At 58.3% G+C, this 24,654-nt stretch carries 20 protein-coding genes and 1 pseudogene; 13 read left to right on the forward strand and 8 right to left on the reverse strand.

From position 1 onward, the window contains the following. Window positions 1–103 precede the first annotated feature (103 nt). Together IFU29_RS15715 and narQ are read right to left on the reverse strand one after the other, a co-directional pair. A complete protein-coding gene (locus tag IFU29_RS15715) occupies window positions 104–742 on the reverse strand; it encodes a response regulator (protein ID WP_191934749.1) in 639 nt (212 codons plus the stop codon). A gap of 4 nt (window positions 743–746) precedes the next feature. Beyond that, window positions 747–2,429, reverse strand: a complete 1,683-nt coding sequence (gene narQ / locus IFU29_RS15720) for a nitrate/nitrite two-component system sensor histidine kinase NarQ (protein WP_191934750.1) — start codon at window positions 2,427–2,429, stop codon at window positions 747–749. 253 nt (window positions 2,430–2,682) lie between these two features. Between narQ and IFU29_RS15725 the strand changes: the two genes are divergently transcribed. The 3 genes from IFU29_RS15725 (at window position 2,683) to nudK (ending at window position 5,472) form a co-directional block, all read left to right on the forward strand. Beyond that, window positions 2,683–2,958: a DUF1471 domain-containing protein gene (locus IFU29_RS15725; RefSeq protein ID WP_191934829.1), complete on the forward strand. Its 276-nt coding sequence runs from the start codon at window positions 2,683–2,685 to the stop codon at window positions 2,956–2,958. 338 nt (window positions 2,959–3,296) lie between these two features. Further along, the gene (gene ansP, locus IFU29_RS15730) at window positions 3,297–4,745 is read left to right on the forward strand and encodes an L-asparagine permease (protein ID WP_191934830.1); all 1,449 of its coding nucleotides are present in this window, start codon (window positions 3,297–3,299) and stop codon (window positions 4,743–4,745) included. 148 nt (window positions 4,746–4,893) lie between these two features. Further along, on the forward strand, window positions 4,894–5,472 hold the full coding sequence (gene nudK, locus IFU29_RS15735) for a GDP-mannose pyrophosphatase NudK (protein ID WP_191934751.1): 579 nt from the start codon (window positions 4,894–4,896) through the stop codon (window positions 5,470–5,472). 168 nt (window positions 5,473–5,640) lie between these two features. Here nudK and IFU29_RS15740 read toward each other — a convergent pair. Continuing rightward, window positions 5,641–6,038, reverse strand: a pseudogene (locus IFU29_RS15740) (DeoR/GlpR family DNA-binding transcription regulator); the annotation flags it as partial. 490 nt (window positions 6,039–6,528) lie between these two features. Here IFU29_RS15740 and IFU29_RS15745 point away from each other — a divergent pair. Then, window positions 6,529–7,626, forward strand: a complete 1,098-nt coding sequence (locus IFU29_RS15745) for a DUF1176 domain-containing protein (protein ID WP_191934752.1) — start codon at window positions 6,529–6,531, stop codon at window positions 7,624–7,626. Between the two features lie 17 nt (window positions 7,627–7,643). Here the strand turns inward: IFU29_RS15745 and IFU29_RS22665 are convergent, their stop codons facing one another. Both IFU29_RS22665 and IFU29_RS15750 read right to left on the reverse strand, forming a co-directional pair. Continuing rightward, complete coding sequence (locus tag IFU29_RS22665; RefSeq protein WP_274604299.1) at window positions 7,644–7,775, reverse strand: hypothetical protein; 132 nt, start codon at window positions 7,773–7,775, stop codon at window positions 7,644–7,646. 14 nt (window positions 7,776–7,789) lie between these two features. Next, window positions 7,790–8,572, reverse strand: coding sequence for a MipA/OmpV family protein (locus tag IFU29_RS15750; RefSeq protein WP_191934753.1), 783 nt, complete (start codon window positions 8,570–8,572; stop codon window positions 7,790–7,792). Between the two features lie 121 nt (window positions 8,573–8,693). Between IFU29_RS15750 and IFU29_RS15755 the strand changes: the two genes are divergently transcribed. The 4 genes from IFU29_RS15755 (at window position 8,694) to IFU29_RS15770 (ending at window position 14,868) form a co-directional block, all read left to right on the forward strand. After that, window positions 8,694–9,389, forward strand: coding sequence for a response regulator (locus tag IFU29_RS15755; protein WP_191934754.1), 696 nt, complete (start codon window positions 8,694–8,696; stop codon window positions 9,387–9,389). Continuing rightward, complete coding sequence (locus tag IFU29_RS15760) at window positions 9,386–10,588, forward strand: sensor histidine kinase (protein WP_191934755.1); 1,203 nt, start codon at window positions 9,386–9,388, stop codon at window positions 10,586–10,588. The genes IFU29_RS15755 and IFU29_RS15760 overlap by 4 nt, the downstream gene beginning before the upstream one ends. Before the next feature lie 78 nt (window positions 10,589–10,666). Next, window positions 10,667–11,809, forward strand: coding sequence for an efflux RND transporter periplasmic adaptor subunit (locus tag IFU29_RS15765; protein ID WP_191934756.1), 1,143 nt, complete (start codon window positions 10,667–10,669; stop codon window positions 11,807–11,809). Continuing rightward, window positions 11,806–14,868 (forward strand): efflux RND transporter permease subunit, encoded by a 3,063-nt coding sequence (locus tag IFU29_RS15770; RefSeq protein ID WP_191934757.1) that lies wholly within the window; start codon window positions 11,806–11,808, stop codon window positions 14,866–14,868. Before IFU29_RS15765 ends, IFU29_RS15770 begins: the two co-directional genes overlap by 4 nt. A 45-nt stretch (window positions 14,869–14,913) precedes the next feature. On the opposite strand, the gene tkt is transcribed toward IFU29_RS15770, so the two are convergent. From tkt to rpiB, 3 genes are all read right to left on the reverse strand, one after another. Then, the gene (gene tkt, locus IFU29_RS15775; RefSeq protein ID WP_191934758.1) at window positions 14,914–16,914 is read right to left on the reverse strand and encodes a transketolase; all 2,001 of its coding nucleotides are present in this window, start codon (window positions 16,912–16,914) and stop codon (window positions 14,914–14,916) included. Window positions 16,915–16,983: 69 nt separating this feature from the next. After that, on the reverse strand, window positions 16,984–17,934 hold the full coding sequence (gene tal, locus IFU29_RS15780; protein WP_062744852.1) for a transaldolase: 951 nt from the start codon (window positions 17,932–17,934) through the stop codon (window positions 16,984–16,986). A gap of 276 nt (window positions 17,935–18,210) precedes the next feature. After that, window positions 18,211–18,669 carry a ribose 5-phosphate isomerase B gene (gene rpiB / locus IFU29_RS15785; protein ID WP_191934759.1) on the reverse strand — a complete coding sequence of 153 codons (459 nt, stop codon included), beginning with the start codon at window positions 18,667–18,669 and terminating at the stop codon, window positions 18,211–18,213. Between the two features lie 419 nt (window positions 18,670–19,088). On the opposite strand from rpiB, the gene IFU29_RS15790 reads away from it, so the two are divergent. Genes IFU29_RS15790 through IFU29_RS15810 form a run of 5 tightly spaced genes read left to right on the forward strand, consistent with a single transcriptional unit; the run spans window position 19,089 to window position 24,635 of the window. Beyond that, window positions 19,089–20,429 (forward strand): MFS transporter, encoded by a 1,341-nt coding sequence (locus IFU29_RS15790; RefSeq protein WP_191934760.1) that lies wholly within the window; start codon window positions 19,089–19,091, stop codon window positions 20,427–20,429. After that, window positions 20,426–22,186, forward strand: coding sequence for a dihydroxyacetone kinase family protein (locus tag IFU29_RS15795; protein ID WP_118663527.1), 1,761 nt, complete (start codon window positions 20,426–20,428; stop codon window positions 22,184–22,186). The genes IFU29_RS15790 and IFU29_RS15795 overlap by 4 nt, the downstream gene beginning before the upstream one ends. After that, window positions 22,183–22,968, forward strand: a complete 786-nt coding sequence (locus IFU29_RS15800; RefSeq protein WP_280638618.1) for a triose-phosphate isomerase family protein — start codon at window positions 22,183–22,185, stop codon at window positions 22,966–22,968. Before IFU29_RS15795 ends, IFU29_RS15800 begins: the two co-directional genes overlap by 4 nt. Beyond that, window positions 22,969–23,781, forward strand: coding sequence for a sugar phosphate isomerase/epimerase family protein (locus IFU29_RS15805; RefSeq protein ID WP_137268759.1), 813 nt, complete (start codon window positions 22,969–22,971; stop codon window positions 23,779–23,781). Beyond that, window positions 23,778–24,635 carry a phosphogluconate dehydrogenase C-terminal domain-containing protein gene (locus IFU29_RS15810; protein ID WP_191934761.1) on the forward strand — a complete coding sequence of 286 codons (858 nt, stop codon included), beginning with the start codon at window positions 23,778–23,780 and terminating at the stop codon, window positions 24,633–24,635. Before IFU29_RS15805 ends, IFU29_RS15810 begins: the two co-directional genes overlap by 4 nt. The last annotated feature ends 19 nt before the right edge of the window (window positions 24,636–24,654 follow it).

The raw sequence follows: 24,654 nt of genomic DNA on the forward strand, positions 1-24,654 counted from the left end.
CAACGTGCTCCGGCAGGGGACCACTGTACCCGCCGCCGGCGAAACAATCGTGGAGAAATTGAGGAGAATATGTAAATTATGCCACAGGTAAACGCACCTGTGGTTACAGACTGGCGTGATGCGACTCCAGCCACATCACGGTGGCTGCCACCCGCGAACGGACGTTCAGCTTGCGTAATACGTTGCGGATATGGACTTTGACCGTCTGCTCCGAAATGGTCAGGTTTTCGGCAATCTGCTTGTTAGACAGGCCGCAGGCTACCTCTTTCATCACCTCCTGCTCACGTTCGGTCAGAATAATAAACGGATCAGCTTTCCAGCTGTCGTTATCACGCAGCGCGTTAAGCGGCGCGCTGAACGCGACGCCCCCCTCTGCCACCTGGATAATTTGCGACAGCAGCTGTTCCGGGGCGCTGTCCTTCAGCAGATAACCGCTGGCCCCGGCTTCCAGCAGGGCGGAAATATCGCTGCGCTGGTCAGAAATCGTCAGCACCAGGATCCGGGCGGGTATGCCGTTGGCGCGCAGGGCGTTAAACGTCTCCAGACCGGACAGACCCTTCATTTTCAAATCTAGCAGGATCAGATCTGGCGGGTTCAGCAGCGCCTGCGCTATCGCATCGTGACCATTGCCGACCTCTGCAATCACCCTGAACCGGGGCTCCAGCGCCAGCAGTTGGCGAATGCCGTTACGCATCAGAGGGTGATCGTCGACAATCATCACGCTGACGGTGTTGTCTTCCATGGTGCTACTCCTTGTCAGAACCCATTTCGGTTAGCGGTTTAAAGTGTAAAGACACGCGCGTGCCTCCGTGCGCATGGCGCACGATGGTCAGCTGGCCGTTCAGCCTTGCAGCGCGCTCATGCATGATGTTCAGGCCGTAGTGACCCTCGGGTTCTTCCAGCGAGGCAATGCCCACGCCGTTATCATCAATGACTATCGTCAGCCCGCTTGTCGCGTCGTAATCGCCGCTGACGGCGATCTCCGTTGAGTTCGCATGCTGTACGGCATTAAGCAGGGCCTCGCGGACAATCTGCAATACGTGAATATGCTGCTGGGCCGGAAGCCGCACTTCAAGCTGTCCCTTCAGCACAATCGGTGCGGCGGTCTGCTGGCGCAGGGGAGCGATGACCTGCTCCAGGGCGCGCGTCAGGCTGGCCGGTTCAATGGTCAGCCGGAAGGTGGTGAGCAGTTCGCGCAGCTGCCGGTTTGCCGTGCTCAGCGCCTCTTCAAACTCGGTCACGATCTCCCTCGCAGCGGTAGCCTCCGCGTCCAGAGTACGTTTCAGTCTGACCAGCTGAATGCGTAAAAAGGTCAGGGATTGCGCCAGCGAATCATGCAGTTCACGGGCGATGGTCGCACGCTCCTCCAGCAGCAGCAGACTCTGCACCTGCTGCTGTGCCTGCCACAGCTCCAGCGCATGGACGAGTAAAGCCGCCACGCTTTTCATCAGCGGCGACTCGCTCTCCTCCGCCTGCCAGTGCAGCACACCGCAGGGGGGCTGCTCCGGGTGTGAGTGAAGGGGCAGCGTTTGCCACGCCCTGTCCGGCACACTACGCCCTGCGCTCAGTCGCCCAAACTCGGGCGTGGAAAGCTCAATGTAACTGAGCTTTTCATGGTCAGACACCAGCCGCAGCGTTTGCTGAAACGCCTCCTGCCCCTTGATGCTGTGACTGAGCTGCTGCGAACAGGCGTACAGCAGCCTGAGGCGGCGGTTGGCCTGGGTTAAATCGGCGGTCTTTTCCTCCACATTCAGGGACATCGCCCGCCACGACTTTTCCAGTTCGCCGGACATTCGGGTAAACGCCCGTGCCAGCACCCCCAGTTCATTTGGCAGGCCGGTGCTGAGTGGGGGGAGATGAAAGCGCCGCTGTTCAATCGCTTCGCTGGCGCTGACCAGCTGTTGCAGCGGGCCGACCACCCGCTGGCGAATATGACGCAGAATAAACCAGACCCTCAGGCTAATGGCCAGTAAACCCAGCAGGCAGGCGAGGGCGGCCAGACGCATTTTCAGCTCGGCCCAGTGCTGCAGAGCCAGCACAAACTGGTCGATTTTATCAACCTCGGTAATCACCTGCTGGTGGTTTCCCGCTGTCGCGGAGGCGGTCTGCCGCGCGGTGACCAGCAGTTCACGATAGCGCTGGCGCACGGTATCCGGCACATAAAAACGGTCCAGCGCTTCCAGCGCAGGGGAGTGCAGTGTGCGCTGATAGTCGGCGATATGCTGTGCAGAAAGGGGGGAGCGCGTGCTGATGTCCCAGCTCAGGCGATAGACCTGCATCCGCAGGGAGCCTGCCAGATTGACTGCTTCTGCATCGCGCAAGCTGCCGGAAAGCGTCAGCAGCGCCAGCCCGCTGGAAATGACGGACAGAAGAACAATAGTAAACAGCGCGCGGGCCAGGCTGTGCGTCAGGGAGCGGGTGATGGTCACATTAATCATCCTTAATATCAGGAGGGTTATTATAACGCCGCGCTAAGGTTTACTGAAGCAGTAGTACCGGACTGTCACTGACGGTTACATCTGCTGAAATTCGACATATCTCTTTACGCTTCTTGGCAGTGTTACGCGCAATACCAGGAATGTTTTAACGGCTTTACGCCCTGCTCACTCTGCTTTTCATTGAAAAGGTAATAATCAATCCCGTCACTACATTAATCGAAACGATTCCCCGAGGAGCTTCATGATGAACAAGATGTTACCCGCAGTGATCGCGGCCACACTGCTTGCTGCAACGTCATTCTCTACGCTGGCCGCCACGCAGGTGGGACAAAGCCAGGCGGCAGATTTGCAAAGTATTGGCACGGTGTCGGTGAATGGCGTCAGAGGCACGCTGGATGATGCCACCCGTCATCTGGCGAAAAAAGCCGATGCCATGGGCGCCAGCAGCTTCCGGGTGATCGGTGCCAACACCCCGGGCGATTCCAGCCTCTGGTCAGGAAACGCTGAGATTTACCGTTAAGCCCTGTTTTACCCTCATCTCCTGTAGTCCCTGTCTGTCCCTGTGTAGTCTTTAGTGCTTGCACTGACCGACCGCAAATTGCGGTCGGTTTTTTTATGCGCCACCCGACAAAAATTACAAAAGCTCACGATTTCCAGCGTGGAATTTTTGCGTCGATTAATCAGAACGGTTAGGATGCATCGCCGCGATTTCCCTGCTTGCGTCATGAATAAAATTACAGCAAACAGGGGGATCTTCCACGCCTGCGTCGCGTACGCAATCGTTTGGTTGGCCTATAAGAAACAGGATACCCGGGACAGGTAACCGCATCACTTTGTGGACAGGAAATAGGAATGACAATGAAAGCTGAAAAGAAAACGGGCGCAGAAAAGCGCGCTGCAAGAAGGCGTTGGTTAAACTCTCATGATTCTGGCTACCATAAAGCTATGGACAATCGTCACGTACAGATGATTGCCATCGGTGGCGCGATTGGTACAGGGCTGTTTCTCGGTGCGGGCTCCCGCCTGCAGGCCGCCGGTCCGGCACTGGCCATTGTCTATCTGGTCTGTGGTATTTTCTCTTTCTTCATTCTTCGTGCGCTGGGTGAACTGGTTCTGCACCGTCCCTCAAGCGGCAGTTTCGTTTCTTATTCCCGCGAATTCCTCGGTGAAAAAGCCTCCTACGTGGCGGGCTGGATGTACTTTGTTAACTGGGCGATGACCGGGATTGTCGATATCACCGCCGTTGCGCTGTATATGCACTACTGGGGCGCGTTCGGCGATGTGCCGCAGTGGGTGTTTGCCCTCGGGGCGCTGGCCATTGTTGGCACCATGAACATGATCGGCGTGAAGTGGTTTGCCGAAATGGAGTTCTGGTTTGCCCTGATTAAAGTGCTGGCGATTGTCATCTTCCTGGTGGTGGGCGTGGTGTTCCTCGGCAGCGGCAAGCCGCTGGATGGCAATGCGACGGGCTTCCACCTGATCAGCGATAACGGCGGCTTCTTCCCGAACGGTCTGATGCCGGCGCTGGTGCTGGTGCAGGGGGTGGTGTTTGCCTTCGCCTCCATTGAACTGGTGGGCACGGCGGCTGGCGAGTGTAAAGACCCGAAAACCATGCTGCCAAAAGCAATTAACAGCGTGATCTGGCGTATCGGCCTGTTCTACGTCGGGTCGGTGGTGCTGCTGGTCCTTCTGCTGCCGTGGAATGCCTATCAGGCAGGGCAGAGTCCGTTTGTGACCTTCTTCTCCAAACTTGGCGTACCTTACGTCGGCAGCATTATGAATATCGTGGTACTGAGCGCGGCGCTGTCCAGTCTGAACTCAGGCCTCTACTCGACGGGACGTATTCTGCGCTCCATGTCGATGGGCGGCTCCGCACCGAAATTCATGTCGAAAATGAGCGGCCAGCAGGTTCCTTACATGGGTATCCTGGTGACCATCGGTGTCTACATTATTGGTGTCTACCTGAACTATGTGGTGCCCTCCCGCGTCTTCGAAATAGTGCTGAACGTCGCGGCGCTGGGGATCCTCTCTTCCTGGGCGTTTATCGTGGTGTGCCAGATGCGCCTGCGCAAAGCCATTAAAGAAGGCAAAGCGGAAGATGTCAGTTTCAAGCTGCCGTGGGCTCCGTTTACTTCATGGTTAACGCTGCTGTTCCTGTTCAGCGTGCTGGTGCTGATGGCATTTGACTATCCGAACGGGACCTACACCGTGGCGGCTATCCCGCTGATTGCCATCGTGCTGGTGCTGGGCTGGTTTGGCGCGCGCAAGCGGGTTCATGCGCTGGCGCAGGAAGAACACAACCACTGATAAACCGGGGGACGATGTCATCGTCCTGTTCCCCGAGTTGCTTAAGCAGGGCGGCCCTCACCGGGCCGCCTTTTCTTATTATTCTCATCGCTCTGGCCGTCAAAACCCTCTATGATCCTCCTCTCCCGGAAACCCAAACGGAGACGGTATGTCAGCCAAGATTGACGTTATCAAAAATAAGATCCTGTCAGAAAACTGGTTCACCCTGCGTAATTTCACTTACGACCTGACGAAAAAAGACGGCTCCACCCTCCGCCATAAACGCGAAGTTTACGATCGCGGCAACGGTGCCACCATCCTGCTGTACAATCGCGAAAAAAACAGCGTGGTGCTGACGCGCCAGTTCCGTATTGCCACCTGGGTAAACGGTAATCCTTCGGGCATGCTGATTGAAACCTGCGCCGGACTGCTGGACGACGACTCCCCGGAAGTGTGCATTCGCCGCGAGGCCACAGAGGAAACCGGCTACGTGGTCGGGGAGGTGGAGAAGCTGTTTGCCCTGTATATGTCCCCGGGCGGCGTTACCGAAATGGTGCACTTTTTTGCGGCCGAGTACAGTGAGTCGCGGCGTGACAACGCGGGCGGCGGCATTGATGACGAGGATATTGACGTGCTGGAAATGACCTTCCCGGAGGCCTGGGCGATGGTGAAGGATGGCCGGATCCAGGACGGTAAAACCGTGACGCTGTTGCAGCACGCGCTGCTGGAGGGCTGGCTGCACCATTAACCATCACCGACTGACACAGATCGCCGTGTGCGGAGCGATGGCCTGGATTGGGCGGATGCTGCTGTAGCCGGGCTAACGCATCGGCATACGGCGGCATGGAATGAGCCGCCCCTGACGGCGCGAGCAGTCACTAATATTGGCCCCGTTCCACGCCAGCGCCTGTTGTCATTCTTTATCTTTCAGGCTGTCGGTAATTAAAAAGTCGACGTCGCGGTAATGACAAATATGGGCAAACGACGGTTGCAGAAATTTACCGGTATCCAGCAATAAGTATTTCCTTTCAGACGCCAGCAGCACCTGCTGTTTTAAATGCCCTTTTATTCATTCCCTTCCCGCAGATAACCGTCGGTACCCAAGCTGCCGCAGGAAAAGAAGGCTTTATTAATTAAAAACTCCGTGAGGGGACGCGCAGCCACCACGCCGGTAAAATCTTCATTGCGGGCAGAATATTCACCGCTGAGACAGCGGGTGCGTAAATTGCTTTTTACCGCCCGTGTTTCTACCGTTCTCAGTGAATGAGTGAGTACGTTTAATTCAATATCCGGCAGCTGGCGGGCCAGGCACCACTCCGCCCGTCCAGCCACCAGTGCGCGGCCCTGCTGGCTGAGTATGTCGATGATTTGTCGCTGACGTTCAATCGGCATCATAAATATCTCCGGTGTAGATAAAAGGTACGGCATCGTTCCGCGCAAAATGCGCACCAGACAGGCGTCCGGCCCCCGGGGGTTAACGTTGCGCCATAAAGTGATCGCTCTCTAAATAAATGCAGGGGTTTTACTGTTGTTTCTTATATAAGAGTGACGTGTGTCACATTAATTGGGGTGAATATGCTGGCTTTTGCTAAAATTGATTTCCTGACATTTTATCGGTAACTGAAAATATCATCACTGTTGCTAACCGTTTATGTGGTGTTGACCCATTCCCCCCCCGGCACAGGCGACTGTCCGATAAATCTGATTGAGGCCATGACGTTAACTGAGCATGATAGAGGGGCCCTACGGGTTGCCCGTCACGGGCTTTCTTTTCTGCATTACCTTACAGGGACTTCATCGAGCAATGTCTTACTGGACGAAATGGTTATGGTTGCTTTCGCTCTCTTACGTCGCTTCTGGACAGGCACAGCCGTTGCAGAAGACCTTCTCTGACTGGCAGATCACCTGTAACAATCTCAACAGCTGCGAAGTGCGCAGCATTCCCGGCAATAACGGCCTGGCGATGACGCTGGAGCGTGAGGCTGGCAGCGATGCCCCGACACAGCTGCGTCTTGATTACGGTAATCGTTACAGCGGACCGCTGCCCGGCGGTGCGCTGCGTGACAATCTGCTGCTGGACGGGCGGCGGCTGCGGCTCGATCTCAAACACTGGGAGGTGGAGCCGCATCACCTGCTGACCACGCACGCCATTTCGATAGATGAATTCCTGGCGCAGGTGATGGACGCCGGTACGCTGCAACTGCTGTACCGGGCGGATGCGGTGATCGGCATGCGCGGGCTCAAGGAAGCACTGATGCTGATGGATGAAATTCAGGGGAGGGTGAACGGCAGTAGCGCCCTGATCCAGCGCGGCAATGACGCGGCCAGCCGCGTCCCGCCCGCCCCGCAGCTACCGCAGATCAGTGCGCCGCCGCGAATGCCGCAGGCCCTGACCCAAGAGGAGTCGAGCGGGCTGATTGATTTTGGCACCTGGCGGGTGAACAGCGATAGCTGTTCGCTGGATCCACTGCGCCGTGAAGTCAGTGTTTCACCGCTCAGTGATGACAAAGCGCTGCTGCTGGTCAGCTGTGAAATGGGGGCCTACAACGTCATCGATCTGGCGTTTGAGGTGACGCGGACAGCCCCCTATGTGTCGAAAAGTATTACCCTGACCCTGCCGTTTTCTTTGCCGGATCGCAGCGATAATAATCTGGAGCTGGTGAATGCCGACTTTGACGCGGCGCGCGGTGAGCTTCTGACCTTTAGTAAGGATCGCGGGCTGGGCGACTGCGGGGTGGCCACGCGCTGGCAGTATAATGGCCGCCAGTTCGTGCTGGCAGAGTACGCACAGGAGAAAACCTGTGACGCCTGGCACAGCAGCGATCAGTGGCCGGTACTGTGGGAAAGCCAGTCCGTTGCACCGCAGCAGGACCCGGGCATGGTGGCAATGCAGGCGCAGTGAGCCGGTGCTCGCTGCGCTCAGGCATCGCAATAGGCCATCAGGTAATAAAACAGTAAATGGATGGCGGCAATTCCAGCCAGGGTCAGCGCCACGAACCCCACGTCATAGTCGGTAAGAAAATCGCCCAGCCGTGAGGTTAACCGCGTCACCTTCTTCATGCTCATTAAAAGGTGTAGGTGACGGCCGCTGTCGCTGTGGCTTCGTTACGGCGGAAAACAATCGGGCTGTCACCCGCATGATCACTGAGCCAGGTGTAGCCTGCCACCAGCGTGGTGCCCCACTGCGGCGTAAACTGATGTCCCCAGGTGACGCTGTTTTCCACACCATAAAGGCCGCCGGGGGCCGAATAGCGGCGATACCCGCTGCGGGTGCTCTGCTGCCCGCTGACTCCGTAAAAGGTATTCATATAGCGGCTGTCACCGAATAACGCGGCAGACTGGAAGGCCAGCGTATCGCTGTCGTTTTGCAGGGGGATCAGCGTCACCGACGTCTGATATTGCACCCCCTGACTGTCGCTTAACGGCAGCGTTGCTTTGCCCTCGACGGACAGCCAGGGTTCAATGGTCCAGCCGACCGCGACCGCCGTGTTCAGGGCGGCGTCAATATTTCCCATCCCTTTCAGTTTGTCGGACCCGTCACGCCATGACGCGTTTTTCTCTGACCGCCCCAGGCTGTAGCCCAGCGTGTGTTCAAGATAGAGTCCCGAATCAGCCTGCAGGTCATAGCCCAGCCCCTTTTGCGAATCAAAAAACACCGCGCCATCACGCGCCTGAATGACCGGGGCAAACTGCCACTGGCGCTGGTCGGACCCGCTGTAACGCGGGGCACTGGTCGCGCCAACCCCCACGGTCAGGCTGGTCGGATCGGCGGCGCAGGCACCGGCGATCAGCGTGATGTTCATAACGGCAATACAGCTAATGCACAGGGTAAGTTTTCTGGTTATCATCGTCGCTCCTCAGCACCGAATCATTACGGCTCCCAAGCGGCCGCGCATCTGATACCGAATGATGAACAGGCAGTGTCAATTTCCTGCCAGGGTTTTATGAAGAAACAATCAAGGTGAGTAAATGCAGATGAAACGCGTACTGATTATTGAGGACGACGCGGATGCGGCTAATGTCCTGGAAGCTTATTTACGGCGGGAAAGCTTTAATGTGGCGATCGCCAGCGACGGTCTTGCCGGGCTGGAGATGGCGCAGAGCTGGAAGCCAGATCTGATCCTGCTGGATATTATGCTGCCGGTGATGAACGGCAGTGATGTGCTGGCCGCCGTGCGGCGCAAGGGCGATATTCCGGTGATTATGGTTTCCGCCATGGGCGACACGCCGGACAAAATCGGCGCGCTGCGCTACGGGGCCGATGATTACGTTGTTAAACCGTACAACCCCGGTGAAGTGGTGGCACGCGTGCATGCCGTGCTGCGCCGGGCTTCCGTGCGTACCGGTCAGAAAGAGCTCCTACGCTGGCAGGGGCTGGAAGTGGATACGGAGTCGCTGACGGCGGTGGTCAGGCACGACGGCGAAAGCGTCACCTGGCTGGAGCTTACGCCGACGGAACTCTCCCTGCTCACCACGCTGATGCAGTCCCAGACCTATCCTTTTTCCCGCCAGCAGCTGCTGGAGCGCTGCCTGCCCGAGAGCGAAGCGCTGGAGCGCGTGGTGGATACTCACGTATACAACCTGCGTAAGAAACTGGAAAACGCGGGCATTGCGGACGTGCTGCATAACGTGCGCGGCGTCGGCTACCGGTTCAGACAGCCATGAGTCAGCCAAAAGAACAGAGTCTGTGGCGCTGGATCTGCATGCGGATCCTTGCGCTGGTGATGGGGTCGGTGGTGATGATCGGCTTCTGCATGTGGCTGCGCTTTGTGATCCAGAAATACTGGGTGCTCAACCGTATGCCGCCCGCAGAGAGTCAGGAGCTGGCTATCCTGTTAAAAAATCCCGAACGCGACGTCTTACGCTTTCACCAGCTGGCGGATGCCGGGTTTGGCATCAGCTATTCAGTGCCTGACATCACCTCTTCTGACTGGATAACGTTGTGGGTGTTAATCCTGATGGCCATGCCGGTGATTATTGTTCTCGGACTACGTGCCGCCAGGCCGCTTTCGGAGCAGTTCAGCCGGCTGGCCACGGCGGCACGATCCGTGGCGCACGGCGAATTTGGTACCCGGGCCGATACGGTGGAAAACGCGCCTGCGGAGCTGGCGCAGTTCACGGAAGACTTTAATCTGATGTCCCGGCAGCTGGAACGTTACGATCGGGAACTGCGGGCTTCCCATGTTGCGATGGCTCACGAGCTGCGATCGCCGCTGACCGCCGCTATCGGACGGCTGCAGGGCATGCTGGACGGCGTGTTTGCGCCCGATCTGACCCAGTTAAATATGGTGATGAAGCAGCTGCAACACCTGAACCGTCTCACGGATGAGCTGCATCTACTGTCCCTTGCCGATGCGGGACAGCTCACGTTTACCCTCAATACCTTTGATCTGGTGGAACTGCTGAACGAGCGGGTAGCCTGGATCAGGCCTCAGGCCGTAGCGGCCGCAATGAGCATTAACGTCAGTGCACCGGCCCCCGCCGTTTTTCGCGGCGATCCGTTCAGAATGGGGCAGGTGTTTACTATCCTGCTGGAAAATGCGGTGCGCTATGCTGCCGAAGGCAAGGTGCTGGATATTGAGATAAAGCCCCATCTTAAAGGCTACCTGATTGCTTTTACCGATCATGGGCCGGGTGTGGATGCCGCGTTTCTGCCGCTGATGTTTGAACGGTTCACCCGCGCCGAATCATCCCGCGCGCGCCACTCTGGCGGCAGCGGGCTTGGCCTGTCGATAGCCCGCGCTATCTGTGAAGCCTGCGGGGGGAAGCTGGTGGCCTCACAGCCCGAACACCGGGGGCTGACGATAAGCCTCTATCTGCCGTTTGCCATTCCTGAGGCGGGAATGAAAAATCAGTTGAATTGACATTTCCTTGACAGGACGTGCAGCAAATCTGGACAGTCGCACGATTGAATAGGGCTATCACCGCACAGGAATAGCCCTATGACCGATACCTTTACTGACTACGCCCGCCACATACTGCACCACCTCAACCTGCCTGGCCGGCTCTCTGTCCACTGTCTGTGGCTGTTCTCGTTTCCGCTGATTTTTCTTCTCGCTGCCTGCGGTGACAAGGGACAGCCGGCATCGCCGCACGTCCGTCCTGTTCGCTATGTGATTGCCCCGGCCTCGCTTTCCGGCAGCCTGCTGTCGCAGACCGGAGAGATCCGCGCAACGGATGAAACAACGCTGGCTTTTCGTCTGGATGGCCGCCTGATTTCGCGTGCCGTGGATGTCGGTGACCGGGTGAAAGCAGGGCAGTTACTGGCGGTGCAGGATAACAGCACGGGGCTGAACCAGCTTGGCAGCGCGCGGGCTGATCTGGCCAGTGCGCAGGCGGCTGAACGGGTAGCGGCGCTGAATCTGCAACGGATGACCACGCTGACAAAAACCGGTGCCATTGCCCGCATGCAGCTCGATACGGCCCGGTCAGACTGGCAGGCGGCCTTATCCAAAAGGCAGAGCAGCGAGGCTGCACTGAAAAATGCGCAGGACAGCCTGAGCTGGACCCGACTGACCGCACCGTCAGACGGCATTATTACTGCGGTCAGCGCCCAGCCCGGTCAGGTGGTCAGTGCCGGACAGGCAGTGTTCACCCTGGCGGCAGGCGGCGGCCGCGACGCCGTGTTTGACCTCAGCGATCCGCAGGCGCTGACGCAAAGTAACCCCGCCGTGGTTCGCGTGTCGCTGCTGGCCGACCCCACCATTCAGGTTCAGGCGCACCTGCGAGACGTCAGCCCGCAGGCCGATCCCCAGACGCGCACCTGGCGGGTGCGCGTAACGCTGGATCATCCTCCGGAAAGCATGGCGCTGGGGGCCAGCGTCCAGGTGAACTGGCGGCGTGAGGGCACGCGCAGTATCAGCCTGCCGGCGTCGGCGTTGACCCGGCTGGGGGATCAGGCCGCCGTATTTGTGGTCGATCGCGCCCAACAACGGGTGCGGCTGCGCCCGGTCACGCTGGGGGCCTTCACGGTGACGGACATTTCCGTCACCGCAGGGGTTCGCCCCGGGGAAGCGGTGGTGACGGCCGGTGTCAGCAAATTGCGCGACGGTGAAAAAGTCACGCTGCTGGAGGACGGAGAATGAACCCGAAAAAAACCGCGTCACGTTTTAACCTTTCCACCTGGGCGCTACAGCACCAGCAGCTGATTGTCTTCTTTATGCTGCTGGTGATGGCGGCGGGAACCTTCAGCTATATGAACCTGCCGCGCAACGAGGATCCGGCCTTTACCATCAAGACCGCCGTGGTGACGGCCGCCTGGCCCGGAGCCGATGTAAAAGATACCGTCAATCTGGTCACCGATACGCTGGAAAAAAAGCTGCAGGAGATCCCTTACCTCGACTATGTCGAGAGTGAAACCCGCGCCGGGCAGGCGGTCATTTTTATCAATCTGCGCGACGATACGCCGCCTGCCGCCGTTGCGGGTATCTGGTATCAGGTGCGCAAGAAGGTCGAAGATATTGCGCCTTCCCTGCCGCAGGGCGTACAGACGCCGCAGGTGAACGACGAGTTTGATGATACGTTCGGCACCATTTACGGTTTTACCGCCGAGGGCTTCACCCCACGTGAGCTGCGTGACCGGGTAGAGGATATTCGGCGCAGCCTGATGTCACTGCCGGATATGGGGAAAATTATCCTGACCGGCGTGCAGGAAGAGCAGATCGTCATTGCCTTTTCGCCGCGTAAAATGGCCGGGCTGGGGCTGGATCTCCAGCAGGTTACCGCCGCCATTGCCGCACAGAATGCCGTGGCACCGGCCGGGGAAATTCGCAGCGACCGGGAAAACATCGCCCTGCGTGTCACCGGGGCGCTGGGGTCAGCAGAGAGCCTGCGGGCCGTCGTCCTGCATATCGGCCAGCGGTATATTCCCCTGAGTGATATTGCCACGGTAACTCGCCAGGCCGCGGAGCCGCCGGCGTCCGCATTTCGCGTTAACGGCCAGCCCGCCATTGGGCTGGCGATCTCTATGGCTGCCACCGGGAATATGATCCATTTTGGCGAGGCGCTCAGCCAGCGTATGGCGGCCATTCAGGCCGGACTGCCGCACGGGATTGAGATGACCCGGGTCGCCGACCAGAGCAAGGTCGTTCAGCAAGCGGTCAGTGGCTTCACCCGGGTGCTGGCAGAAGCGGTGATTATCGTAATGGCGGTCTCGTTTATCTCGCTGGGAATGCGCGCCGGGCTGGTGGTGGCCACGGCAATCCCGCTGGTGCTGGCCATTACCTTTACCGGCATGATGCTGGCCGGGATCGGTTTGCAGCGGATTTCACTGGGCGCGCTGATTATCGCGCTCGGGCTGCTGGTGGACGATGCGATGATCACCGTGGAAACCATGGTGTCGAGGCTCGAGGCGGGAGACAGCCGCTGGAAGGCCGCCAGCCATGCGTTTGAAACCACGGCCTTCCCGATGCTGACAGGTACGCTGGTGATGATCGCCGGGTTTATTCCGGTCGGATTTGCTGCCTCCAGCGCCGGGGAGTACTGTTTTTCCCTGTTCGCCGTGGTGATGATTGCGCTGCTCTCTTCGTGGGTGGTGGCCATCCTGTTTTCCCCACTGACCGGTACCTGGCTGCTGCCCGCGACCCTCAGCCCCCACCAACACGGGCCGGGGCGCCTGGCGCGTGGCTATCACCGGCTGCTGGCACTGGCGCTGCGCCACCGGCTGAAAACGGTATCCATGGCACTGATCCTGCTGGTGCTGGCAGGGTGGGGGACTACGTTTATGCAGGGGGAATTTTTCCCGGCGTCCGACCGGCCCGAACTGCTGGTCAGCCTGACGCTGCCCGGTAATGCTTCGCAGGCTGAAACCGAACGGCGGACGGAACGGCTGGAGCAGGCACTGCGCGGGAACCCGCATATTGACCATTTTTCCAGCTATATTGGCACCGGCGCGATCCGCTTCTATCTGCCGATGGATGTGCTGCTGGACAACGAAAATACGGCCCAGCTGGTGGTGGTAGCGAAGAGCCTTGAGGACCGGGAAGCGCTGCGCAAGCAGCTGGAACATATCCTCTCCGCCGGATTTGGCGATATCGCCACGCGCGTGTCGCCGCTGGAGCTTGGCCCACCGGTCGGCTGGCCGCTTAAATACCGCGTGAGCGGGCCGGACTATCATCGGGTGCAGGCGATCGCCCGCCAGCTCGCCGGTATCCTGGGCGACAGTCCGGCCACCCGCGAAGTAAACCTCACCGCCGGGGAGCCGGAGCGCGTGGTTACGCTGCAGATTAACCAGACCGCCGCCCGCGCAGCCGGTCTCTCTTCGGAAAGCGTGGCCAGCGCGCTGAATACCCTCTGGTCGGGCAGCGTGGTGACAACAGTTCGTGACGGCAACCGGCTGGTGGACGTGGTGCTGCGGGCAAATGATGCAGAACGCCAGGATCTGTCAACACTCTCCACACTGCAACTCACCGCCAGCAGCGGCGTAAAGGTGCCGTTAAGCCAGGTGGCGACCCTTAACTGGGGGATTCAGGATCCCGTTATCTGGCGTCACCAGCGCCTGCCATTTATCACCGTGCAGACCGACCTGGCACCGGGGCGGCGTGCGGAAGCCGTCTCACAGCAGCTGGCAGCATCTGTCGCACGGGTGCGGGACGCCCTGCCGCCGGAGTACCGGATTGAAGAGGGGGGCGCGGTGGCCGAGTCAGATAAGGGCAACAGTTCGGTGTTTGCCGTGCTGCCGGTGACGCTGTTCTTTATGCTGATCCTGCTGATGGTTCAGTTACAGCGCTTCTCACGGATGCTGCTGGCGCTGCTGATGGCCCCCTTCGGCCTGATTGGTATCGTGCTGGCGATGCTCCCCACCGGCACGCCGATGGGCTTTGTTGCGCTGCTGGGAATGATTGCACTCGCCGGTATGATCATCCGTAATGCGGTGATTTTAATCAGCGAGGTGGACAGCAATTTGCAGCGGGGGATGGCCAAAGAGGATGCGATTACTGCCGCCGCACACCATCGCGCCCGTCCGATTATGCTGACCGCCTGCGCGGCTATCCTCGGCATGATCCCGATAGCGGAGCAGGTATTCTGGGGGCCTATGGCTTATGCCATTATTGGCGGATTGCTGGTGGCGACGCTGGTGACGCTGACGGTGCTGCCCGCCTGCCTCAGTCTGGCGATCCGCGACGAGGCTGCGGCGAAGCCATAAAAAAACCGCCTTTCGGCGGTTCAGTGTACGGAGGAAAACGGGCCATCAGTGCGGCTTCAGCAGCGCCTCGGCGTGGCTGACAATGTTTTCCACGGTGAAGCCAAACTCCGGGAACAGCTTCTCGGCCGGGGCTGATTCCCCAAAGCCGGTCATGCCGACGATGGCACCGTTCAGGCCAACATACTTATACCAGTAGTCGGCTATGCCCGCTTCCACGGCCACGCGCGCCTGAACGCCGGACGGCAGCACGGATTCGCGGTAGGCGGCATCCTGGGCATCAAACAGATCGGTTGATGGCAGGGAGACGACCCGAACCTTGTGGCCGCTGGCGGTCAGCTTGTCGGCCGCACCCAGGGTGATTTCCACTTCGGAGCCGGTGGCAATCAGGATCACCTCCGGGGTACCGTCGCTGTCTTTCAGTACGTAGCCGCCGCGTGAAATATTCGCCAGCTGCTCTTTCGTTCGCTCCGGCTGCGCCAGGTTCTGACGCGAGAGGATCAGCGCGGTCGGGCCATGATGTCGCTCAACGGCATGTTTCCACGCTACGGCCGTTTCAACCTGATCGCACGGACGCCAGACGCTCATATTGGGCGTGACGCGCAGGCTGGCAATCTGTTCAACCGGCTGGTGCGTCGGGCCATCTTCCCCGAGACCGATGGAGTCGTGGGTATAGACCATAATCTGACGGGCTTTCATCAGCGCCGCCATACGTACGGCGTTACGGGCATATTCCACAAACATCAGGAAGGTCGCCGTATAAGGAATAAAGCCACCGTGATGGGCCAGGCCATTGGCAATCGCCGTCATCCCAAATTCGCGCACGCCGTAGTGGATATAGTTACCCGCCTCGTCCTCTTTGATCGACTTCGAGCCAGACCAGATGGTCAGGTTACTCGGGGCCAGGTCAGCAGAGCCGCCCAGGAACTCTTTCAGCAGCGGACCGTAAGCTTCCAGGGCGTTCTGCGAGGCCTTACGGCTGGCAATTTTCTGCGGGTTAGCCTGCAGCTTCTCAATGTATTTCTGCGTTTCTGCCTGCCAGTTCTCAGGCATACCACCGGTCATACGGCGGGTATACTCGGCGGCCAGCTCCGGGTGTGCGGCCTGATAGGCAGCAAATTTCTCGTCCCAGGCTTTTTCCGCTCTGGCACCGGCTTCTTTCGCATCCCACTGGGCGTAAATCTCTTTCGGGATCTCAAACGGTGGATAATTCCAGCCCAGCGCTTTACGCGTCAGCGCCACTTCTTCATCACCCAGCGCTGCGCCGTGGGCTTCTTCTTTCCCGGCTTTGTTCGGTGAGCCGAAGCCAATCACGGTTTTACAGATCAGCAGGGACGGCTTATCCGTCACGCTCTGCGCCTCTTTGATAGCGCTGGCAATCGCATCCGGGTTGTGACCGTCTATGTCGCGGATCACATGCCAGTGGTAGGATTCAAAACGTTGAGCCGTGTCATCGGTAAACCAGCCTTCCACTTCGCCATCAATCGAGATGCCGTTGTGATCGTAGAAGCCAATCAGTTTGCCCAGACCCAGCGTTCCCGCCAGTGAGCAGACTTCGTGGGAGATACCTTCCATCAGGCAACCATCGCCCATAAATACATAGGTGTGGTGGTCGACAATTTCATGGCCGGGGCGGTTAAACTGCGCGCCCAGCGTGCGTTCTGCAATGGCCAGACCGACGGCGTTCGCCAGGCCCTGGCCCAGCGGCCCGGTGGTGGTCTCAACGCCCGGCGTGTAGCCCAGCTCCGGGTGACCCGGGGTTTTTGAATGCAGCTGGCGGAAGTTCTTCAGCTCGGACATCGGCAGATCGTAACCGGAGAGGTGCAGCAGGCTGTAGAGCAGCATCGAAGCGTGGCCGTTAGACAGGATAAAACGGTCACGGTCGGCCCAGGCCGGGTTGTTCGGATTGTGATGCAGGAACTCACGCCACAGGACTTCAGCGATATCGGCCATGCCCATCGGAGCACCGGGGTGGCCAGATTTGGCTTTTTGCACCGCGTCCATACTTAGCGCACGGATGGCATTTGCCAGTTCTTTACGTGAAGACATTATTTCCTCCAGAATACGTGAGGGCGGATCGACGATCCGCCCGGGGAACAGGGTTGGAAAGCGGGGGAATTACAGGCGCGCGGCCAGCACATCTTCCAGGTTCTGCTGGTCAACGGCGAACTGACGGATACCTTCGGCCAGTTTTTCTACCGCCATCGGATCCTGATTGTGCTCCCAGCGGAATTCCGCTTCAGACAGCGGAGCCGGCTGGTGGAAGGCCTGAGTGGATGGCGTCAGTTTACGCTCAACCGGGGCGTTGCTGGCCTGTAGCTCTTCCAGCAGGTTAGGGGCAATCGTCAGACGGTCGCAGCCTGCCAGCGCCAGGATCTGCTCCGTTTTACGGAAGCTGGCACCCATGATGACGGTGTTGTAGCGGTGCTGTTTGTAGTATTCGTAAATGCTACGGACCGATTTCACGCCAGGATCTTCATCAACCACGTACGGGTCGAGCGGCTTACGGCTGTTGTACCAGTCGTAAATACGGCCCACGAACGGGGAGATCAGGAACACACCGGCTTCGGCGCAGGCACGAGCCTGAGCGAAGGAGAACAGCAGGGTCAGGTTACACTGGATACCGTTTTTCTCCAGTTCCTCAGCCGCTTTGATCCCCTCCCAGGTGGAGGCCAGCTTGATCAGAATGCGCGAACGGTCAATGCCGTGCTCTTCATACATTCTCACCAGCTTTTCTGCTTTAGTGACGCACATGCCGCGATCGAAGGAGAGGCGCGCATCCACTTCGGTAGACACACGGCCCGGTACGCTTTTCAGGATTTCCAGCCCGAGGTTAATCGCCACTTTATCACTGGCATTGATAATCTGGGTTTCTTTACTGCCGCCCTGTTTTTTGGCGTAGTCGATAGCGTCGGTAATCAGATGTTTGTAAGAGTCGAGGCCAGAGGCTTTCAGGATCAGAGACGGGTTGGTTGTGGCATCTTCCGGGTGGTAATTACGGATGGATTCAATATCGCCACTATCAGCCACCACGGTGGTGAATTGTTTCAGTGCGTCTAACTGGTTCATCTAAAGCTCCTTGATAACAATCGGTGATGCAAATTTGACCGTGACGCGTGTGCTGCGGCTGTTTTAACAGGCAATACGCAACAACTCTACCGGACACGGCTGAGTATTCTTAGGCGAAACATTGCATCAGACCCGCGAAGATGGGAATGCGTTTTCTCTGATTGTTGCGATGGGTTCGCCCAATGGGCCAGTCAACTGGCAAAAATATCACGACAGTAAAGTGTAGCAGCTCGTGGCAAACAGGGGGTGCGGCGGGGCTAATACCGCACATCAGGATTACTTTTCGCCGACTTTGTGCTCGTAATAACTGATTTTCTCCACTTTTTCCAACGACCCTCCGCCTTCAAATTCAGAGTTTAGCCAGCTGTTGACAATGCTGCGCGCCAGCTCTGGCCCAACAACGCGCGCCCCCAGCGTCATCACCTGTGCATTGTTACTTTTACGGGCACGCTCGGCAGAGTAGGTGTCATGGCACTGTGCCGCGCGGATACCCGGCACTTTATTCGCCACAATCGCCATGCCAATTCCGGTGCCGCAGATCAGGATCCCGCGCTGATGCCTGCCTTCACGAATCGCGTTCGCCACGTTCCAGGCGATATCGGGGTAGATGGGGCCTGTGGCCCCACCGTCATTACTGTAGTCGCTGACCTCAATATTCTTTTCCAGCAGCAGTTGCTTGATCAGGTTTTTTAATTCCAGGGCCGCATCATCGGCGCCAATCGCAATAGAGGACATAGGTTACTCCCGCTGAGATATCAGGGTTACCGGATCGCTTTCAGAGAAGAGGATCCCGGTAACGGTTCAGGATTACCCTACCTCATTTGTGTTCATATGTTCAATCATTGTTCTTTTGTTTTATTCTTCCGTATTATTTTTTCGAGCCTTTTTTCCTTATTCCCTGCGGTTTAGCGTGTTATTGGCCATAAAATGCAAATTTAAAGGTTTTGAGATGCGTCACAGTTTTGGTTTTCCCCGCTGGGAAATGAACATTAATACAGATAGTGTTCATTTGTTCACGCATTGATGCAATGCACAAGAAGACCCACTGAGGACTCAACCATGCGTCAAATCAGCCTTTTACCTACACCAGATCTGGTGTGTTATCGCCAGCGTCATTGTCTCTGTTCTGCTCTCCAGTTCGCCGGAGGTATCGTATGACTGCCCTGAACTCGCAGGCGATTGAAAAATCGGCCATCCGTAAGGTCTCACTGCGGCTGGTGCCCTTTGTGGCCCTGATGTTCTTTATCAACTTCCTTGACCGCACGGCGATCTCTTTTGCCGGGCCTAATGGTATGACACAGGATCTTGGACTGACTGCGGTGCAGTTCGGTCTGGCATCCGGGGTTTTCTTTATCGGTTATATCCTGCTGGAAGTACCAAGTAATCTGGCGCTACACCGCTTTGGCGCGCGGAAATGGCTGGCACGTATCATGGTCAGCTGGGGCATTGTTTCCCTGCTCTTTACGTGGGTGAGCAGTGTTGAGGGGCTGTACACCTTGCGAATGCTGCTGGGGATTGCCGAAGCGGGCTTCTTCCCGGGGGCTATTCTGTTTCTCAGCATGTGGGTACCGGCGAAGCACCGCAGTAAAGTGCTGTCGCTGTTCTATCTTGCCCAGCCGCTGACGGTGGTGCTGGGTGCGCCACTAGCCGCAGCACTGATTGAGCAACACGGCCTGTTTGGTCTGTCCGGCTGGCGCGTGATGTTCCTCGGTGTTTCCCTTCCGGCGATTGTCATCGGCATTGTGGCCTGGTTCTATCTGGTGGACTCGCCGCGTGAGGCGAAGTGGCTCAATAAAGAGGAGAAAGCGTGGCTCACCACGGCGCTGGAAAAAGAGCAGCGTGAAAAAGGCACAACGGCTCATGCCAGTCTGCGTAGCGTGATGACCAATGGCCGCGTCTGGCTGCTCTGTTTGATCTATTTCGGCTTTATCTATGGCCTGTATGCCCTGGCCTTCTTCCTGCCGACCATCATTGCCGGGTTCCAGCAGCAGTTTGGCACCTCGTTCAACGTGATTGAGAAGGGGTTAATCACCGGGGCACCGTATCTGGTAGCTGCCGTAGTGATGTTCTTCTGGTCGCGTGATGCAAGCCGCCGGGGTTGCAAAACCTGGCATATCGCACTGCCTGCCCTGACCGGGGCTGTCAGCGTACCGCTGGCCCTTTATATGGAATCACCGCTGGCGACCATGCTGGTGATATCAGTGACTGCCAGCTCAATCTTTGCCGCGCTACCTAACTTCTGGACGCTGCCGACACAATTCCTCACCGGGGCTTCTGCCGCCGCCGCGATTGCGTTGATCAACACCCTGGGTAATGTCGCCGGTTTTTCGGCGGGTTACCTCACCGGAATGCTGCATGACGCCACCGGCGGCTACACCGTTTCAATGATGGTAGTGGGCGGCTTCATGCTGCTCTCTGCGCTACTGATGCTGTTACTTAACGCCAGACGTTCTGGATTTCAGTCCAGTCCTGTCCCACAGGAGCCATCCCAATGACTTATCTGTTTAATCAACCCTCAGCCTTTGCCAGTGAACTGATTGAGGGTTTCGTGGCGGCCAACGCCGATAAAGTGCGCCAGGTGCCGGGGGGCGTTGTGCGCAGCACCCGAAGCCCTGCGGGATGTGTTGCGGTGGTGATTGGCGGCGGTTCTGGCCACTATCCGGCCTTTTCAGGTCTGGTCGGGCAGGGTATGGCGCACGGGGCGGCGATGGGAAACCTGTTTGCTTCCCCCTCGGCTCAACAAATCTACAATGTGGCCCGTGCGGCCGATAACGGCGGCGGCGTCCTGCTGGCTTTTGGTAATTATGCGGGAGATGTGCTGCATTTTGGCCAGGCCTGTGAACGGCTGAAAGCGGAAGGTATTGACTGCGAACTGCTGGCCGTGACAGATGATATTTCCAGCGCGGCGCTGTCGGAACGTGAAAAACGGCGTGGTGTGGCGGGCGATCTTGCGGTGTTCAAAGTCGCCGCTGCGGCGGCCGAGGCGGGTTATTCGCTGGCAGAGGTAGCCCGTCTGGCTCGTTATGCTAATCACCGTACCCGTTCACTGGGCGTGGCGTTCTCGGGCTGTACGCTGCCGGGAGCCACTCAACCGCTGTTCAGCGTGGCACACGGCACCATGGCCCTGGGGATGGGTATCCACGGCGAACCGGGTATCCGCGAATGTGATATCCCGGCAGCCGATTCGCTGGCAGAGCTGTTCGTCAGCAGCCTGATGAAAGAGTGCCCGGAAGAGATTAGCCAGCGCCAGGGGCAGCGCGTGGCACCGATCCTGAACGGACTGGGGTCGGTAAAATATGAAGAGCTGTTTGTTGTCTATCGCCGTGTGGCCCAGCTTCTGACTGCTGAAGGGCTGGTGGTCGTGGAGCCGGAGGTGGGCGAGTTTGTCACCAGTTTTAATATGGCGGGGGCCTCACTGACGCTGCTGTGGCTGGATGATGAGCTTGAAACACTGTGGCGCGCCCCGGCCAATGCCCCGGCGTTTCGTAAAGGCAGCGTACTGAAAGCAGAGCCGCTGGATGCCGCCGCTCAGAACCTACCGGAGGTGGATATTGTTCCGGTCGCCAGTGCGGCTTCCAGGCAGGCATCCCGCTGTGTGCTGTCCGTGATCACGGCTATCGCGGAAGTGATTGAAGAGCACGCCGCTGAACTGGGGCGCATCGATGCGGTCGCCGGCGACGGCGACCACGGTATTGGCATGGTGCGTGGATCGTTGGGGGCGCTGGAAAAAGCGCGCGAGATGCAGCAGCGGCAGGCCGGGGCGGGAACACTGCTCTGCCGTGCCGCCGATGCCTGGGCTGATCAGGCTGGCGGTACCTCTGGCGCACTGTGGGGCGTATTGCTGACAGCAATCGGTACAGCGCTGGGCGATGAGACATCACCCGATGCCCGGCGCGTGGCGCTGGGCGTCCGGCACGCTAAAGAGGGCATTATGCACTTTGGTAAAGCGAAGCCAGGGGACAAAACCATGGTCGATGTGCTGGTGCCGTTCAGCGACCGTCTGACGGAACGGGTCGCGGCGGGAGACACGCTAACCGATGCCTGGGCTGTAGCTTCACGGCAGGCCACACAAAGCGCCAGCGAGACCGCGCAACTGCTGCCGAAAATGGGCCGGGCACGTCCGTTGGCTGAGAAAAGCCTCGGGACACCGGATGCCGGGGCCGTCTCACTGGCGCTCATCGTCAATAAGGTACTGCGGGTGCTCGAGGCCTGTGCGCCGGCGAAGCCAGCACTTCAGGAGGCCAGCCAGTGAGCGCGCGTATCATCCTCGGTGTCAGCCTGAAAATGTATTTCGGCTATCAGCAAACGCTCACCTGGAGCCAGCAGGTGGCTGAAATTGCCCGTCAGCATCCGGCGATTGTCAGTGGTGACGTGGCGCTGTTTGTACTGCCCGCTTTCCCCGCGATCCCGGCGATAAAACAGATTTTTGCCAATACGGAGGTCAGCGTTGGGGCACAGGATCTCGCCTGGGAAGACGGGGGGGCCTGGACTGGCGAGGTCAGCGGTCCGATGCTGGCGGAAATTGGCTGTCGTTATGTAGAAGTGGGCCACGCAGAACGTCGCCGTCATTTTGCTGAAGATGAGGATCAGGTGGCAAAAAAACTGGCAGCTGCGCTGCGCAACGGTCTGACCCCGGTACTGTGTCTGGGTGAGGAGCAGCATCTCAGTAGTGAGCAGGCGATTGACTTTTGCCGCCAGCAGATAACGTCAGCACTCAGTCAGGCACGTCAACAGCAGCTGCGTGGGGAGGTGATTCTGGCCTGGGAACCGCAGTGGGCTATTGGTGCCCCATCACCGGCCCCGGATGCCTTTATTGGCGAGGTCTGCACGGGCTTACGTCAGCTCAGCGAACCTGGAGAGATCGGTTTTCGTGTGATTTACGGAGGTAGCGCCGGGCCGGGTTTATTGAACCGGCTGGGCCATCAGGTCAGTGGTTTATTCCTCGGGCGCTTTGCCCACCGGCCTGACGCCCTGGCGGAAATCATTGATGAGGCGGCCTCACTGGCCCGCAGCACACCACGACAGGAGGCATAAATGGCTATTGGTTTAAGTACCTACGCATTTTTCTGGCGTGCCTCTGAACGGGTAGCGGCCCCCATGACTCTGGCGCAGATGCTGGAAAAAACGGCCTCAATGGGCGTGACGTTGTTTCAGATTTGCGACTATCCGCAGATTGAAACCTGGAGCGATGCCGAACTGGATACCCTCCGCCAGCAGGCTGAGGCGCTCGGCATTGAGCTGGAACTCGGCACACGCGGTCTGCAAACCGTTCACTTACAGCGTTATTTGCACATCGCACAGGTGTTACAGGTATCGCTAATCCGCTCAATGTTTAACAGCGTCAGCCACCGTCCGACGCTGACTGAAGCCGCCGGGCTGATCGAGACTATTCTGCCGCAGTTTGAACGCCAGCAAGTGAGGCTGTGTCTGGAAACGTACGAACAGGTGAATAGCGTGCAGATGATGTCTGTGATTGATCGTTTTTCTTCTGGTTTCCTCGGTGTTTGCCTTGACCCGGCCAATTGCGTAGCGGCGCTGGAGCTCCCGCAACAGGTGATTGCCCATACCGCACATCGGGTGCTTAACCTGCATATCAAAGATTTTGCCTTTACCCGTCAGGAGGGCTGGGTGGGGTTTACGCTGACCGGCTGCCCGCTGGGAGAAGGGCTGCTTGACTACGACCTGCTCATGGCCCGGGTGCGCCCGGCCGAGCGCGGCATTAACCAGATCGTCGAACACTGGCTACCGTGGCAGCAGGATGCTGAAAGCACCTGCCAGCGCGAAGCTGAGTGGACGCAACAGAGCGTTGACTTTTTACGTCACAAACACCTTCAGGAGTCACTATGAGCACAGTATTAACCACGATCACCGTGATTGGCGCAGGCGGAAAGATGGGCATGCGTATTTCAGCGAATTTGCAGCGCAGCCACTATCAGGTGTTTTACTGTGAGAGCGCACCGAAAGCGCAGGCGCAGGTCACGGAGCAGGGGCGTGAGCTTTCCAGCGCTGAATCCGTAGTGCCACACAGCGACGTTGTTATCCTTGCGGTACCGGACATTGTCTTAGGCAAAGTCTCTGAAGGCATTGTGCCGTTGATGAAAGCCGGGGCCACCCTGTTGACGCTGGATCCGGCGGCAGCCTATGCCAATCTGATTGCGCTGCGTGACGGTATTCATTACGCCGTGGCACACCCATGCCATCCTTCTGTGTTTCTCGACCGCTACACAAAAGAAGAGCATGCGGATGCGTTCGGCGGTGTTGCCGCTATTCAGCATGTGGCGGCCTCCTTCGAGAGCGGCAGCGACGCGCAGAAAGCGGAGCTGAGTAAGGTGATCGGCGTGATGTACGGCCCGGTTGAGCAGGTTCACTGGGTTACCGTAAAACAGCTGGCCTACCTGGAGCCTACGCTGGTGGAAACCGTCGCCTGCATGGTCGGTTCCTTTATGAAAGAAGCGCTGGATGAGACGGTAAAACACTCGGGCGTACCGGAAGAGGCAGCCAAAGCGATGCTGTACGGGCATATCCAGATTGCTCTGGCCGTTGCATTCCGTGCCACTAACCCCTTCTCGGATGCCTGTATGATTGCGATGGAGTATGGCCGCGAGAAGATCATTAAGCCGGACTGGAAACAGATTTTCGATGAGAAAGAACTGGATCTCGTCATTGCGCGAATGCTCAAAATCGACGCGATCCGTCGTTAATCCTCTGTCGGATGGCATA

The sequence above is a fragment of the Erwinia persicina genome, assembly GCF_014838825.1.
GTDB classification, from domain to species: Bacteria; Pseudomonadota; Gammaproteobacteria; order Enterobacterales; family Enterobacteriaceae; genus Erwinia; species Erwinia persicina_A.